Raw genomic sequence first — 14,963 nt, 5'->3', positions numbered from 1 at the left:
GCGTGCGGGAAATTTGGATTATAGCCGGGAGGCGAAAGTTATTTGGGTTTTCCCCTAGCGAGGAGGAGTAACATTTGGCAGCACTCCCGCGGCGGCCGAAGCCGCCGCCGCGCGCTTTCTACGTCCCCGTTTCTGGCGGGCGTCCCCGCCCTGTCCGCTCAGATCGCCGCGGTGCGGCGCTCCAGCCAGGCCAGCGCCTCGCCCTCGACCAGGGGCGACAGGCGTTCGAACACCGTCTTGTGATAATCGTTCAGCCAGGCGATCTCGTCGGCGCGCATCAGCGCGGGCTCGATGCAGCGGGTGTCGATCGGGCAGAGCGTCAGCGTCTCGAAGCACAGGAATTCCCCCAGCTCGGAGGTCAGCCAGGCGCGGTTGGCCACCAGGTTCTCGATGCGCACGCCCCAGCGGCCCGGACGATAGATGCCCGGCTCGTTGGAGGTGATCATGCCCGGCTCCATCGCGGTGTGCGGGCCCGGCGCGGCGCGATAGGAAATGACCTGCGGCCCCTCGTGCACGTTCAGGAAATAGCCCACGCCGTGGCCCGTGCCATGGCCGTACTCCGCGCCGCCTTCCCAGATCGGGGCGCGCGCGATGGCGTCCAGCATCGGCGACGGCGTGCCGCGCGGGAACGAGGCGCGCGACAGCGCGATCATGCCCTTGAGCACCAGCGTGAAATCCACCTTCTGGTCGGCGCTGGGCGTGCCCACGGCGACCACCCGCGTGATGTCGGTCGTGCCGCCCAGGTACTGGCCGCCCGAATCGATCAGCAGCAGCCCGTCGCCTTCGATGACGGCGTGCGCCTCGGCCGTGGCGCGGTAGTGCGGCATCGCGCCGTTGGCGTTGAAGCCGGCGATGGTGGCGAAGCTGGGGCAGACGTAGCCGGGGCGGCGCGCGCGGGCGGCGGTGATCCGGTCGTCGATCGTCAGTTCGGTGATGGTCTGGTTGCCGAGCGCCCCCTCGAACCAGGAAAAGAACTCGCACAGCGCCGCGCCGTCCTGCGCCATGGCCTGGCGCACGTTGGCCAGTTCGGCGTCGGTCTTCCTGGACTTCAGCAGCGTGGACGGGTTGATGGCCTCGACTCGCGGCACGGCCGGATCCATGGCGTGGAACACGCCGCAGGTCACGCGGGCCGGGTCGATCAGCAGCTTCTGGTCCAGTTCCAGCGAGGCCAGCGCGTCGGCGGCCTGGACGTAGTCCGCCACGTCGACGCCATCGGCGGCCAGGACGGAACGCAGCGCCCCGTCGATCTTGCCGCCGGCCACGAACAGCGTAGCGTGGTCCAGGCCGACCAGCGCATGGCCGACGAAGACCGGGTTGTAGTCCACGTCCACGCCGCGCAGGTTGAAGAGCCAGGCGATGTCGTCCAGCGTGCTGATGAAATGCGCGTCCGCGCCATGCCCGCGCATGGCCTCGCGCACCTGCGCCAGCTTGTCGGCGCGGGAGACGCAGGCCTCGGGCGCGACGTGTTCGTAGATCGGCGCGGCGGGCAGGCCGGCGCGTTCGGGCCAGATCTCGTCGAGCAGGTCCTCGCGGATCTCCAGCGCGGCGCCCGAGCTTGCGGCGGCCGCGGACAAGGCGCGGAAGGCGCCCAGGCCCAGCACCTGGCCGTCGACGCCGATGACCTCGCCCGCCTTGGTATTGGCGGCCAGCCAGTCCACGTGGCCGGGCGTGGACGCCAGCGCGATCTTCATCAACTGCACGCCGGTGCCGGCCAATTGCGCTTCCGCCTGCACCCAGTAGCGGCTGTCCACCCACAGGCCGGCGAAATCGGCGGTGACCACCAGCGTGCCGACCGATCCCGTGAAGCCCGACAGCCAGCGCCGCCCCTGCCAGCGCGCCGGCAGGTATTCGGACAGGTGCGGGTCCGAAGAGGGAACGATATAGGCGGACAGGCCGCGGCGGCGCATGGCCTGCCGCAATTGGGCGATACGGGCGTCGGTGCTAGACATGGGAGGGAGTGATCCTTAGCGCAACATGAAGGACATGGCGGCCAGGCTGTTCAGCGTGCGGACGGCGGACTGCATGCTGTCCGTGGTGAACCGCAAGGTGACGCCGTCCACGCGTTCCAGCGTGGGCCACATGCAGAACAGGTCGGCCAGGGCCGAACTCTGGGTCTGCAACCGGCATTCTATAGGGGCGGGAATGCGGAAAGGAACGGGGGCCTGCTTCTTCAGGTTCCGCACGGCGGTCTCGGCCGCGGCCGCGATGGCGCGGCGCGAGGCCGCGGGCGACAAGGTGATGCCGCTGCCCTGGCCGTGGGCGACCTTGGTCTGCACCCATTCGGCGCCCGGGAAGGTGTCGCGGGTTTCCGCGATGAACACGTCATCGCCGGTGCCCAGGATGACCGGCACGCCCATTTCGCCGGCCAGCGCGCCGTACAGGCCGGCCTCGCCCAGTTCCATGCCGTTGATGAGCACGCGGGCGAACGCGAAGCTGTTGATGGTGTGGGCCAGGATGCCGCGGCCTTGCGAGCGCGAGTGGTAGCCGATCATGAAGACGGCGTCGCAGCCCTCTTCCAGCCCGCCCATCATGCCCAGGTAGCGGGGCTTGCCCAGCACCAGGCGGACGCGCTCGTCCAGGCCGTCGGGCAGCAGGTTGCGGAACCCGCCGTGCGAATCGTTGACCAGGATCTCCTCGGCGCCGCCGGCGATGGCGCCCTGCACGGCCGCGTTGGCCTCGGCGGTCATCCAGGCGCGGGCGCGCTCGTATTCGCCGTTGCCGGCGCGGACCTGCTCTGCGTGGAAGACGCCGGCGACGCCTTCGATATCGGTGGAGATGAGGATTTTCATGGGTAAGCGCCTTTGAAATTCAGAATTCGGTGTCCGACAGCCACTGCCGCCAGTCGGGAGCGGCCTCCCGGAGGGCGTCGCGGTGGTGCCCGTCGCGGCCGCGCACGCCTTCCGCCCGCCACAACGCGGCGATGATGGCCTGTTCGCACGCCTCGGCCGCGGCCTCGAACAGCGGGTCGATGCGGGTTTCGTGCAGCATGGCGATGGCCGGCATCGGCCGCTCGGCCAGTTGCGGCACCGTGTAGGCGGTGGAGAACGCCAGCGCGATGTCGCCGCTGCCATGCCCGAACACCGAACCGGTGCGCGCCAGCCCGGCGCCCGCGCGCAGCGACAGGCGGCGCAGTTGGCGCGCATCCAGCGGCGCGTCCGTCGCCAGCAGCAAAATGATGGACCCCTTTTCGGGGACGATCGCGGCATTCTCGCCGCCCTGGTCCAGCCCGCGGTCCAGCCTGTCGGCCAGCCGGCGGCCGAACGGCCGCCCCGCCACGGTCAGGTTGGGCAGGCGGCCGAAGTTCGCCAGCACCAGGGCGCCGACGAGATGGCGCTGGCCCGGCTGGATCTCGGCGATGCGCGAGGCCGAGCCGATGCCGCCCTTGAACGAAAAGCACGACATGCCGCGCCCCGCCCCCACGGCGCCCTGCTCCATCGCCTTGCCCGCGCCGGCCAGGGCCTGGGCGTAATGTGATTCCTGCACCGCCAGCGCCTGGATATCGTTCAGATAGCCGTCGTTGCACTCGAACACCAGCGGATTGACCGTGGGCAGGCCGCGGCCGATGCCGGGGTTGGCCGCCACCGCCGCGCGGATCTGCGCATTGGCCACGGTTCCCACCCCGAAGGTGTTGGTCAGCGCGATCGGCGTTTCCAGCACGCCCAGTTCCTGCACCTGCACGAGGCCCGTGCTCTTGCCAAAGCCATTGAGCACGGTCGCGGCGGCGGGCGCCTTGTCCAGGTAGGGGTCGCCGCCATGCGGACGCACCACGGTGACGCCCGTCTGCACGGCGCCGTCGGACAGGGTGCTGTGCCCCACCGTCACGTCGCCCACGTCGCAGATCGAATCCAGCGGCCCCGAGGGCCGCACGCCGATGCGGGGAATTTCCAGCGTTTGTCTATCCATGCTTGCTGCGTGTCGCCACGCTCCAGAATGCGAAACGCCGCCGTCTTCGCCGGGCGGGCGAGGACGGCGGCGGCGAGAAGTACACCGTCCTGCCGGGGGCTTGCCGCCCCGGCGGCGGGATTACTTGCGGTCGATCTTGGGATCGAGCGCGTCGCGCAGGCCGTCGCCCAGCAGGTTGAACGCCAGCACGGTGAGGAAAATGGCCAGGGCCGGGAAGATCGCCACATGCGGCGCGATCACCATGTCGGCGCGGGCCTCGTTCAGCATCGCGCCCCACTCCGGGGTGGGAGGCTGCGCGCCCATGCCCAGGAAGGACAGGCTGGCGGCCGTGATGATCGAGGTGCCGATGCGCATCGTGCCGTACACCACGATCGGCGAGATCGTGCCGGGCAGGATGTGGCGCATGATGATGGTCCAGTCGGACGCGCCCACGCTCTTGACGGCCTCGACGTAGGTCATCTGCTTGATCGACAGCGTGTTGCCGCGCACCAGGCGGGCGAAGGCCGGCACGCTGAACACGGCCACGGCGACGATCACGTTGACCATGCTGGAACCCAGGATGGCGACCACGCCGATGGCCAGCAGCATGCCCGGGAAGGCCAGCAGCACGTCGGAGATGCGCATCGTGATGCGTTCCCACCAGCCCTGGTAGTAGCCGGCCATCAGGCCCATGAAGGTGCCCACGATGGCGCCCATGGCGACGGACAGGAAGCCGGCGGCCAGCGAGATGCGGGCGCCCATCAGGATGCGGCTGAAGATGTCGCGGCCCAGCGAGTCCACGCCCAGCCAGTGGGTGGCGGACGGGCCGGCGTTCAGCGCTTCGTAGTCGAAGAAGTTCTCGGCGTCGAACGGCACGATCCAGGGCGCAAAGACCGCCACCAGGACCAGCAGCAGGACGAAGATGCCGGCGCCCACGCCCAGCTTCTGCTTCTTGAATTTGCGCCAGAACTCGGTGGCGGGCGTGCGCACGTCGTTCTTGGGCGTGGCGGCGAGGGTCGCGGCGGGTGTCGTATTGCTCATGGCCGCCTCACTTGTAACGGATGCTGGGATTGATGACGCCGTAGAGCACGTCGACAATCAGGTTGATCAGGATGAATTCCAGCGAGAACAGCAGCACGAGGCCCTGGATCACCGGATAGTCGCGCTGGGTCACGGCGTCCACCAGCAGGCGGCCGAGGCCGGGCCAGTTGAACACGGTCTCGACCACGATGGAGCCGCCCAGCAGGAAGCCGAACTGCAGGCCCATCATGGTCACCACGGGGATCAGCGCGTTGCGCAAGGCATGCTTGATCACCACGCGGCGCTCCGTCAGCCCCTTGGCGCGGGCGGTGCGCACGAAGTCTTCCTGGATGACTTCCACGAAAGAGGCGCGGGTAAAGCGGGCCATCACCGCGGCGACGGCGGCGCCAAGCGTGATGGACGGCAGAATGTAGTGTTTCCAACTGGAGGCGCCCACGGTCGGCAGCCAGCCGAGATTCACCGAGAACACCTGCATCAGCATCATCCCCAGCGCGAAGGCGGGGAACGAAATGCCGGACACCGCCAGCGTCATGCCGAGGCGGTCGGGCCAGCGGTTGCGCCACACGGCGGACACGATCCCGATGATCATGCCGAAAGTCACCGACCAGACCATGCTGGCGACGGTGAGCCACAACGTGGGCATGAAGCGGTCCGCGATTTCCGTCGACACGGGGCGCTTGGTGCGCAGCGAGGTGCCGAGGTCGCCTTGCAGCATGTGGCTGAAGTAGCGCACGAACTGCTGCGGCAGGGGCAGGTCCAGCCCGAGTTCCTTGCGCACGAGTTCGACGGTCGCCTGGTCGGCTTCCTGGCCGGCGGCCAGACGAGCCGGATCGCCCGGAAGCATGTGCACGAACAGGAACACGACCACGGCCACCAGAAGCAGCGTGGGGATCATGCCCAAAAGACGTTTGACGATGTAGGTCAGCATTGAAATTCCTGCGACATCGGCGGGGACACCGCGTCCCCGCCGCATGCGGCCTTACTGTGGGGCCTCGCGGCCCCGCGGATTACTGCAGGGGTTACTGCTTCAGGTCGATGTCGCCGAACCAGAACGAGGTGTCCGGCTCAACGTACACGCCCGACAGGTTCTTCGACCGCACGTACAGGTTGTTCTGGGTCACCAGGAAGGCCCACGGGGCATCCTTCCAGATCGTTTCCTGGACGTTCTTGTAGATTTCCGTCTTCTTGGCGCGGTCCGTCGTGGCCAGGGCCTGCTGGATGCCGTCGTCGACCGACTTGTTCGAGTAGTACGACACGTTGTTCAGCACCGGCGGGAAGGCGGCGGTGGTCAGGAGCGGACGCAGGCCCCAGTCGGCCTCGCCGGTCGAGGACGACCAGCCGGCGTAGTACATGCGGACCTTGGCGTCTTCAGGCTTCTGCACCTGCTGCACGCGCTGCACGCGCTGGCCCGATTCCAGCACTTCCACCGACACCTTGATGCCGACCTGCGCCAGTTGCTGCTGCAGGAACTGGACCACCTTCACCGAGGTGCCATCGTTATAGGCGGACCAGAGCTGGCTTTCGAAGCCGTTGGGGTAGCCGGCTTCGGCCAGCAGGGCCTTGGCCTTCTTGATGTCGTAGGGCCACGGACCCGTCTGGTGGGCGAAGTCCACGCCCTTCGGCACGACGCCGTCGACGACGGTGGCGTAGCCCGAGAAAGCGACCTTGGCCAGGGCTTCCTTGTTGATGGCGTAGTTGATGGCTTCACGCACCTTGACGTTGTCGAAGGGCTTTTGCTGCGTGTTCATCGACAGGTAGCGCGCCATGATCGAGTTCTGGTGGTCGACCACGTCCAGCTTTTCGTTCTTCTTCAGGACGGCGGCCTGCTCGAACGGCACCGGGAAGGCGAACTGCGCCTCGCCCGTCTGCACCACGGCGGCGCGGGTGTTGTTGTCCGTGACGGTGCGGAACGTCAGGGTGTCGACCTTGGGATAGCCCGTCTTCCAGTAGCCGTCGAACTTCTTGACCTTCAGGTATTCGGCCGGTTTCCATTCGACGAATTCGAAGGGGCCGGTGCCCACCGGGTGGAAGCCGATTTCCTTGCCGTACTTGGCCAGGGCGGCGGGCGAGATCATCATGGCGGCCGGGTGGGCCAGCGCGTTGATGAAGGCCGAGAACGGCTTCTTCAGCGTGATCCTGACGGTCATCGGGTCGACCACTTCGGTCTTTTCGATGACGCTGAACTGGATGTAGCGCGAGAGGCGGTTGTCCGGATTGGCCGGACGGTCGAAGTTGATCTTGACGGCTTCGGCGTTGAAATCGGTGCCGTCGTGGAACTTCACGCCCGGGCGCAGCTTGAACGTGTAGACCAGGCCGTCTTCGCTGACGGTGTAATCGGTGGCCAGCACCTTCTGGACCTTGAGGTCCTTGTCGAACTCGAACAGGCCTTCGTAGTAGGCCTTGCCGGCCGCCTGGTTCAGGGTGCTGTTGGTGTTGTACGGATCGAGCGTTTCCAGCGCGATGGAGACGGCGAACGTCACGTCCTTGGCAGCGTGCGCCAGCGGCGAACTGAGCATGCCGAAGGCCACCGCGGCGGCGGCCATCAGCTTGGTGGGGCGCAGAACTTTCATCATTGCAACTCCTGGTTCCAAAATGGAATTAGGGGGTTTGGTGGAAGAAAAACAAGTACGACAACTGACTCAATACGCTCCGCCGACCGGATGGCGGGCGACGAAGTGATCCGTTCCGACCTGCACCAGCGGCTGCACCACCGGGTCGTCGCCCAGCTTGCGGATCGGGCTTGGGATTTCATCGGACAACAAGGTGCGCTTGAGATGGCGGCGCGCCGGATCGGCGATCGGGACGGCCGACATCAGCTTCTTGGTGTACGGGTGCTGCGGGTTCTCGAAAATGGCGCGGCGCGGACCGATCTCGACGATCTGGCCCAGGTACATGACGGCCACGCGGTGGCTGACGCGTTCCACGACCGCCATGTCGTGCGAGATGAACAGGAAGGAAATGCCCATGTCGCGTTGCAGGTCGATCAGCAGGTTCACGATCTGCGCCTGGATCGATACGTCCAGCGCCGACACGGATTCGTCCGCGATCACGACCTTGGGATTCAGGGCCAGGGCGCGCGCGATGCAGATGCGCTGGCGCTGGCCGCCGGAGAATTCGTGCGGATAGCGCTGCGCCATCTCGGGCGGCAGGCCCACGCGTTCCAGCAGTTCGGCCACGCGGCGTTCGGCGTCGCGGCCCTTGGCCACGCCGTGCACCAGCAGCGGCTCCATGATGGAGAAGCCCACGGTCACGCGCGGATCGAGCGAGGCGAAGGGGTCCTGGAACACGAACTGGATGTCGCGGCGCAGGGATTGCAGCTCGTTGTTCTTCAGGCGCACGATGTCGCGCCCGCCGAAGCGGATCTCGCCGCCCTGGCTGTCCACCAGGCGCAGGAGCGAGCGGCCGGTCGTGGACTTGCCGCAGCCGGATTCGCCCACCAGCGACAGCGTTTCGCCGGGGTACAGATCGAAGCTGACCTGCTCCACGGCGTGAACGCGGCGCTGCACGCGGCTCATGATGCCGCCGCGCAGGTCGAAGCGGGTGACGAGGTTGCGCACGCTCAGGATGGGCTCGGGCTTGCCGGCGGACGCCTGCGGCGCGCTGGCGGCGGGCGCCTCCTCCGGCCGGGCCTGGCCGTCCACCTGCAGCAGCGGGAAGCGCGCGGGCAGGTCGGTGCCCTGCATGGCGCCCAGCTTCGGCACGGCCGACAGCAGCGCCTTGGTGTAGGCGTGCTGCGGCGAGGCGAACACCTGGTCCGACGGGCCTTCCTCGACCTTGTCGCCGCGGTACATGACCAGCACGCGGTCCGCCACTTCGGCGACCACGCCCATGTCGTGGGTGATGAACACCACGCCCATGTGCATTTCTTCCTGCAACTGACGGATCAGTTGCAGGATCTGCGCCTGGATGGTGACGTCCAGCGCGGTGGTGGGTTCGTCGGCGATCAGCAGCGCCGGCTTGCAGGCCAGCGCCATGGCGATCATGACGCGCTGGCGCATGCCGCCCGACAATTGGTGCGGATAGCGGTCCAGCACCGACTTCGCTTCCGGAATGCGGACCTGCTCCAGCATGCGCAGCGCCTCGGCGCGCGCGGACGCGGCGTCCTTGCCCTGGTGCTGGCGGATCGATTCGGCGATCTGGTCGCCGGCCGTGAACACCGGGTTCAGGGAGGTCATCGGCTCCTGGAAAATCATGGCCATGTCCGCGCCGCGCACATTGCGCATCACGCGTTGGCTGGAACCGACCAGGTCGATCACGGCGCCGTTGCGCCGGCGCAGGGCCATGCTGCCCTGGGCGATGCGTCCGCCGCCATGCTCCACCAGACGCATGAGCGCCAGCGACGTCACCGACTTGCCCGAACCCGATTCGCCCACGATGGCCAGGGTTTCGCCCCGGTCCACATGGAACGACAGGTTGCGCACGGCTTCGACCGTGCGCTCGGATCCCACGAAGCGCACCGTCAGGTCGTCGACCTGGACCACGCGGTTATCCGGCAGCGCCAGGCTGTTTGCGCGATCAACCATCTTTATTAATCCCCAATATCAATACAGAACCCGCCGCCGCTCATCGATAGATGGCGGTGACCGGCTTTTCGCCTACGCGGGCGTAACCCCGATACATGCCTTCCGTGTTGAACGGCAAGGCCACGTTGCCCTGGGCGTCGACGGCCACCAGGCCGCCCTTGCCGCCGATGGTGGGCAGTTTTTCCATCACGACGCGGTCGGCCGCCGCTTCCAGCGAGGCGCCGCAGTACTCCATCTGCGCCGCCACGTCGTAGGCGGCGACCATGCGGATGAACATTTCGCCCGTGCCCGTCGTGGACACGGCGCAGGTCTTGTTGCTGGCATAGGTGCCGGCGCCGATCAGCGGCGCGTCGCCCACGCGGCCGACCTGCTTGTTGGTGATGCCGCCGGTGGACGTGGCCGCGGCCAGGTTGCCCTGGGCATCCACCGCCACCGCGCCCACCGTGCCGAACTTCTTGTCGGCGTCCAGCGGATCGGCCGGCGCGGGCTGGCCGCGCGCGACCATTGCCTGGCCGTCGTGGTCCAGGACGGCCGCGTCCGGCGTTTCGCGTTGCACGCGCAGCAGTTGTTCGCGGCGGGCTTCGGTCGAGAAATACGACGGGTCGACGATGTCCAGGCCCTGTTCCTTGGCGAAGGCTTCGGCGCCCTCGCCCACGAACAGCACGTGCTTGCTGTTTTCCATGACCTTGCGCGCGGCGAACACCGGGTTGCGCACGCAGTTCACGTTGGCGATGGCGCCCGAACGCAGCGTGGCGCCGTCCATGATGGCGGCGTCCAGCTCGTGGGTGCCGGCGCTGGTGAACACGGCGCCGTGGCCCGCGTTGAACAACGGACAGTCTTCCAAAAGGCGCACGGCTTCGGTGACGGCGTCGATGGCGCTGCCGCCGTTGGCCAGCACGGCCTGGCCGGCGGTCAGGATGGACTCCAGGGCGGCCAGGTATTCCTGTTCTTTCTCGGGCGACATGGCCGCGCGGGACATCGCGCCGGCGCCACCGTGAATGGCGATCACGGGTTGAATCATCGTTTACCTACTCCATGGATGAGCCACGGCATCACGGACTGGGTGACCCCAGCGGCGGCCGCGACGGAATTCTTGGCCCGATAGGCCACCGCGGCGGACAAGGCTTCGATCAGCCCCAGCGCGGCGGTTTCGGAATTGGGAATCAACTGGCGCGCGGAAAACGCGTACAGCACCACGGAAGCCGTGGGCGCCAGCGGAGACGTGGGTTTGTCGGTCAGCACCAGCACCGGCACGCCGGCCTGCTTGGCGGCCGCGGCCAGCGTGACCGTGTCGGCCAGATACCGGGGAAAGCCGATGGCGATGACCAGGTCCTTGGACGTCATGCGCGACATCTGGCGCGCCGCGTGCGACACCCCGCCCGGGCCGGCCAGCGATTCGACCGAATGCAGGTGCATGCACAGGCCGCGTTGCAGCAGGCCAGCCAGAAAGCCGCTGGCGCCGAAACCGATGATGAACACGCGGTCGGCGGCCAGAATGGCCTCTACCGCCTGCTCACAGGCGGCCGAATCCAGCGATTGCAGGTTGCGCTGCGCGTTGCGGATGTCTTCTTCCAGCGTGGCGGCGAAGATCTGCACGGCGCTGGCGGAATGCGCCAGTTCGGTGCGCAGCTTTTCAACGGGTTCCAGCGCGGCTTCGAATCCACGCGCCAGTTCGGCGCGGAATTGGGGGTAGCCCGGCAGGTCCAGGGCGCGCGCGAAGCGGTTGGCGGTGGCGACCGACACCCCGACCGCCGCCGCGAATTCGTCGATGGTCATCGTCGCAGCGCGGAACTGATGCGCCAGCACGTACTCGGCCATCTTGTGCTGCGTGCGGCTCAGCGCGGGCTGAGCCCGGGCGATCCGATCAGCGATCGTTAGTGCGGCCTTGTTCATCGATTCGGGGGGGTGGGGTCGTAGCGGGTGTTTGTGTAAATCTGTTTACACGCAAATTTTAGATAAGAAAATTCATTTTCATACTAAGGGTATACCCGTGAATTTATGTAACAGTGCTTCCAAAAGAATCGGGGCCGGGTTTGAGGTACGCTAACGCCGCCGTTCTTACCCCAGCTTCTCGCCCCTGTCTTTCACCCCGCCGCCTTGGATTGACGCAATGCCCGATTGGATCTGCAAGCCCCACCAGGAACTGACCGTACCGGAGATCTACGCGATCCTGCGGCTGCGCACGGAGGTGTTCGTCATCGAGCAGCAGTGCATCTTCCAGGACATGGATGGCAAGGACTTGACGGGCCGGACCTCCCATCTGATGGCGTGGCAGGACGGCCAGTTGGCCGCCTATTGCCGGATCCTGGACCCGTCGCTGAAGAATGGGCAGATCGAGATCGGGCGCGTCATCACGGCGCCGTGGACACGCGGACAGGGGCTGGGCCATGAGTTGATCCGCCATGCCATGGCGGAGGTGCGCCAGCGCTGGCCGGGACGCGCGATGTACCTGGGCGCGCAGGCGCGGCTGCGCAACTACTACGGCGGACACGGCTTCGTTCAAGTCACGGAGGAATACATCGAAGACGGCATCCCGCACGTGGGGATGCGGCTGGACGAGGCCGCCTGAATCCAGGTTTCACGCTGGCGCGACGGGTGTTTGACACCCCTGAAGCGCCGCCTCAAGCCGGCACTCCTCTCCCTCGGGTGTCAGACACCTGGGGTTCTCATCCCGGCATGCCGACGCCCGATGAGAGGAAGGTGTCTGACACCCCTGAAGCACCGCCTCAAGCCGATACTCCTCTCCCTCGGGTGTCAGACACCTGGGGTTCATCTTGGCACGCCGACGCCCGATGAGAGGAAGGTGTCTGACACCCCTGAACCACCGCCTCAAGCCGGTACTCCGCTTCCTCGGGTGTCAGACACCTGGGGTTCATCTTGGCACGCCGACGCCCGATGAGAGGAAGGTGTCTGACACCCCTGAACCACCGCCTCAAGCCGGTACTCCGCTTCCTCGGGTGTCAGACACCTGGGGTTCATCTTGGCACGCCGACGCCCGATGAGAGGAAGGTGTCTGACACCCCTGAACCACCGCCTCAAGCCGGTACTCCGCCTCCTCGGGTGTCAGACACCTGGGGTTCATCCCGGCACGTCGACGCCCGATGAGGGGAAGGTGTCTGACACCCCTGAAGCACCGCCTCAAGCCGGTACTCCTCTCCCTCGGGTGTCAGACACCTGGGGTTCATCCTGGCACGCCGACGCCCGATGAGAGGAAGGTGTCTGACACCCCTGAAGCACCGCCTCAAGCCGATACTCCTCTCCCTCGGGTGTCAGACACCTGGGGTTCATCTTGGCACGCCGACGCCCGATGAGAGGAAGGTGTCTGACACCCCTGAAGCACCGCCTCAAGCCGGTACTCCGCTTCCTCGGGTGTCAGACACCTGGGGTTCATTTTGCACGGCAATGAAAAACGCCCCTTGCGGGGCGTTCTCAGCGAGACAACGGCAGCCGGTTTATTTGACCGCCGACACGTCCAGCTTGGCCAGCGTTTTGGACTGGATTTCGTCCACCGTCACGCCGGGCGCCGTTTCCAGCAGCTTCAGGCCGTTCTCGGTGACTTCCATCACGCCCAGGTCGGTGATGATCAGGTTGACCACGCCCACGCCGGTGAGCGGCAGGTTGCATTCGGGCAGCAGCTTGATGTCTTCGGTGCCGTCCTTCTTCTTGGCCACGTGCTCCATCAGGACCACCACGCGGCCCACGCCGGCCACCAGGTCCATGGCGCCGCCCATGCCCTTGACCATCTTGCCCGGGATCATCCAGTTGGCCAGGTCGCCCTTTTCGGAGACCTGCATCGCGCCCAGGATGGCCAGGTTGATCTTGCCGCCGCGGATCATCGCGAACGAATCCGCCGACGAGAAGATCGAGGAGCCCGGCAGGGTGGTGACCGTCTGCTTGCCGGCATTGATGAGGTCGGCGTCGACCTCGTCGTCGGTGGGGAACGGGCCGATGCCCAGCAGGCCGTTCTCGGATTGCAGCCACACTTCCACGCCCTTGGGCACGTGGTTGGCCACCAGGGTCGGCAAGCCGATGCCCAGGTTCACGTAAAAACCGTCTTGCAGTTCGCGCGCGGCGCGAGCCGCCATTTCATCGCGGGACCATGCCATGTCTGTTCTCCTTAGGCCGGGCGAGTGGTGCGTTGTTCAATGCGCTTTTCGGGCGTGGCGTTCAGCACGATCCGTTGCACATAGATGCCGGGCAGGTGGATCTGATCGGGATCCAGGCTGCCGGTCTCAACGATTTCCTCGACTTCGACCACCGTGAACTTGCCCGCCATGGCGACGTTCGGGTTGAAGTTGCGGGCCGTCTTGCGAAACACCAGGTTGCCGCTGCGGTCGGCGATGTGCGCCTTGACCAGCGACACGTCGGGCACCAGCGAACGCTCCATCACGTATTGCTGGCCGTCGAACTCGCGGATTTCCTTGCCGTCGGCCACGATCGTGCCCACGCCGGTGCGCGTGAAGAACGCCGGAATGCCGGCGCCGCCGGCGCGCAGTTTTTCGGCCAGCGTGCCCTGGGGCGTGAATTCGAGTTCGAGTTCACCCGACAGGTACTGGCGTTCGAATTCCTTGTTCTCGCCCACGTAGGACGCGATCATCTTGCGGACCTGGCGCGTGTTGAGCAACTGGCCCAGGCCGAAGCCGTCGACGCCGGCATTGTTGCTGACGCAGGTGAGGTCCTTGACGCCCGAATCGCGCAACGCGGCGATCAGGGCCTCGGGAATGCCGCAAAGGCCGAAACCGCCCACGGCGATCATCTGACCGTCCTTGACGATGCCTGCCAGCGCCTCCGTGGCGCTTGCATAAACCTTGTCCATCGCTCCAACTCCTAGTTAAGGTCGAACTGAAGAGAGCCCGTCCCGCCCGGGGATCGAAAAAATCGGGATGAGCCCTGTTTTTCCTGTTGCTTTTGTGCTTTTGCGCTAGATTTTACCGGCATGCCGGGACTACGCACGCCCTATTTTGCCGGTCTCCTCGCCGCGGCGCGAACGCCTCAGGCCGCGGGCTGGAACATGGCGCCCATTTGCGACAGCACTTCCGGCGGCCACGGAGTAGACGCGCTGGCCACGTAATCCAGCCAGACTAGCACGTTGCGGCCGCGGGCATAGGGGCCCGCGGGATCGTCCGCCTTTTCCAGCAGCAGCTCGAAGTCCGCGCTGGAACGGCCGATGCGGGTGACCTTGTGCGTGACGCGCACAGTGGCCGGATAGGTCAGGGGACGCAGGAAATCGCAGGATGCGTGGGCCAGGATGGGCCCCTCGTCCGCGGGCAACTGGAAGCCCGCCCCGTAGAGGATCTGCATCCGGGCCTCTTCCATGAGCCTGAAATACAGCGTGTTATTGAGATGGTTCAAGGCGTCCGAGTCGCCCCAACGCAAAGGCAATTCGATTTGATGGATATCGCCTACCGCAAGAATCCGTGCAGACATATTGTCCGGGTTCACCAATGGCTCCTGATGGCTGAATGAAATACGAAGGCATGCAGGGCGCCGCCTGCAATACAATCGCCGATAATACTT

General features: G+C 66.3%; 13 protein-coding genes. 1 reads left to right on the top strand and 12 read right to left on the bottom strand.

Translation table 11 applies throughout. The features are described 5' to 3' along the window. Positions 1-158: 158 nt before the first annotated feature. The 9 genes from AVE30378_RS16560 to AVE30378_RS16520 form a co-directional block, all read right to left on the bottom strand. Positions 159-1,949, bottom strand: a complete 1,791-nt coding sequence (locus AVE30378_RS16560; RefSeq protein WP_129241961.1) for an aminopeptidase P family protein — start codon at positions 1,947-1,949, stop codon at positions 159-161. 15 nt (positions 1,950-1,964) lie between these two features. After that, positions 1,965-2,789 (bottom strand): M55 family metallopeptidase, encoded by an 825-nt coding sequence (locus tag AVE30378_RS16555; protein WP_129241960.1) that lies wholly within the window; start codon positions 2,787-2,789, stop codon positions 1,965-1,967. A 19-nt stretch (positions 2,790-2,808) separates the two neighbouring features. Then, a complete protein-coding gene (locus AVE30378_RS16550; protein ID WP_129241959.1) occupies positions 2,809-3,903 on the bottom strand; it encodes a DmpA family aminopeptidase in 1,095 nt (364 codons plus the stop codon). 120 nt (positions 3,904-4,023) lie between these two features. Continuing rightward, complete coding sequence (gsiD, locus tag AVE30378_RS16545) at positions 4,024-4,923, bottom strand: glutathione ABC transporter permease GsiD (RefSeq protein WP_129241958.1); 900 nt, start codon at positions 4,921-4,923, stop codon at positions 4,024-4,026. A gap of 7 nt (positions 4,924-4,930) precedes the next feature. Continuing rightward, entirely contained in the window at positions 4,931-5,851 is a 921-nt protein-coding gene (gene gsiC / locus AVE30378_RS16540) for a glutathione ABC transporter permease GsiC (RefSeq protein WP_129241957.1), read from the bottom strand. A 91-nt stretch (positions 5,852-5,942) separates the two neighbouring features. Continuing rightward, complete coding sequence (gsiB, locus tag AVE30378_RS16535; protein ID WP_129241956.1) at positions 5,943-7,496, bottom strand: glutathione ABC transporter substrate-binding protein GsiB; 1,554 nt, start codon at positions 7,494-7,496, stop codon at positions 5,943-5,945. Positions 7,497-7,562: 66 nt separating this feature from the next. Further along, on the bottom strand, positions 7,563-9,446 hold the full coding sequence (locus AVE30378_RS16530) for a dipeptide ABC transporter ATP-binding protein (RefSeq protein WP_129241955.1): 1,884 nt from the start codon (positions 9,444-9,446) through the stop codon (positions 7,563-7,565). A 40-nt stretch (positions 9,447-9,486) separates the two neighbouring features. Beyond that, on the bottom strand, positions 9,487-10,467 hold the full coding sequence (locus AVE30378_RS16525; RefSeq protein WP_129241954.1) for an isoaspartyl peptidase/L-asparaginase family protein: 981 nt from the start codon (positions 10,465-10,467) through the stop codon (positions 9,487-9,489). Beyond that, positions 10,464-11,339, bottom strand: coding sequence for a MurR/RpiR family transcriptional regulator (locus AVE30378_RS16520; protein WP_129241953.1), 876 nt, complete (start codon positions 11,337-11,339; stop codon positions 10,464-10,466). The genes AVE30378_RS16525 and AVE30378_RS16520 overlap by 4 nt, the downstream gene beginning before the upstream one ends. Before the next feature lie 217 nt (positions 11,340-11,556). Between AVE30378_RS16520 and AVE30378_RS16515 the strand changes: the two genes are divergently transcribed. Beyond that, positions 11,557-12,015, top strand: coding sequence for a GNAT family N-acetyltransferase (locus AVE30378_RS16515; RefSeq protein ID WP_129241952.1), 459 nt, complete (start codon positions 11,557-11,559; stop codon positions 12,013-12,015). Between the two features lie 883 nt (positions 12,016-12,898). Here AVE30378_RS16515 and AVE30378_RS16510 read toward each other — a convergent pair. The 3 genes from AVE30378_RS16510 to AVE30378_RS16500 all read right to left on the bottom strand — a co-directional run bounded on the left by AVE30378_RS16510 (position 12,899) and on the right by AVE30378_RS16500 (position 14,888). Beyond that, entirely contained in the window at positions 12,899-13,552 is a 654-nt protein-coding gene (locus AVE30378_RS16510; RefSeq protein WP_129241951.1) for a CoA transferase subunit B, read from the bottom strand. A gap of 11 nt (positions 13,553-13,563) precedes the next feature. Next, positions 13,564-14,262 (bottom strand): CoA transferase subunit A, encoded by a 699-nt coding sequence (locus AVE30378_RS16505; protein ID WP_129241950.1) that lies wholly within the window; start codon positions 14,260-14,262, stop codon positions 13,564-13,566. A gap of 176 nt (positions 14,263-14,438) precedes the next feature. Continuing rightward, positions 14,439-14,888, bottom strand: a complete 450-nt coding sequence (locus AVE30378_RS16500; RefSeq protein WP_208742399.1) for an acyl-CoA thioesterase — start codon at positions 14,886-14,888, stop codon at positions 14,439-14,441. Between the last annotated feature and the right edge of the window lie 75 nt (positions 14,889-14,963).

It is taken from the genome of Achromobacter veterisilvae (assembly GCF_900496975.1).
Taxonomy (GTDB): domain Bacteria; phylum Pseudomonadota; class Gammaproteobacteria; order Burkholderiales; family Burkholderiaceae_B; genus Achromobacter; species Achromobacter veterisilvae.
The sequence above is the reverse complement of the archived record's forward strand: the minus strand, read 5'-3'. Positions and strand labels throughout refer to the sequence as shown.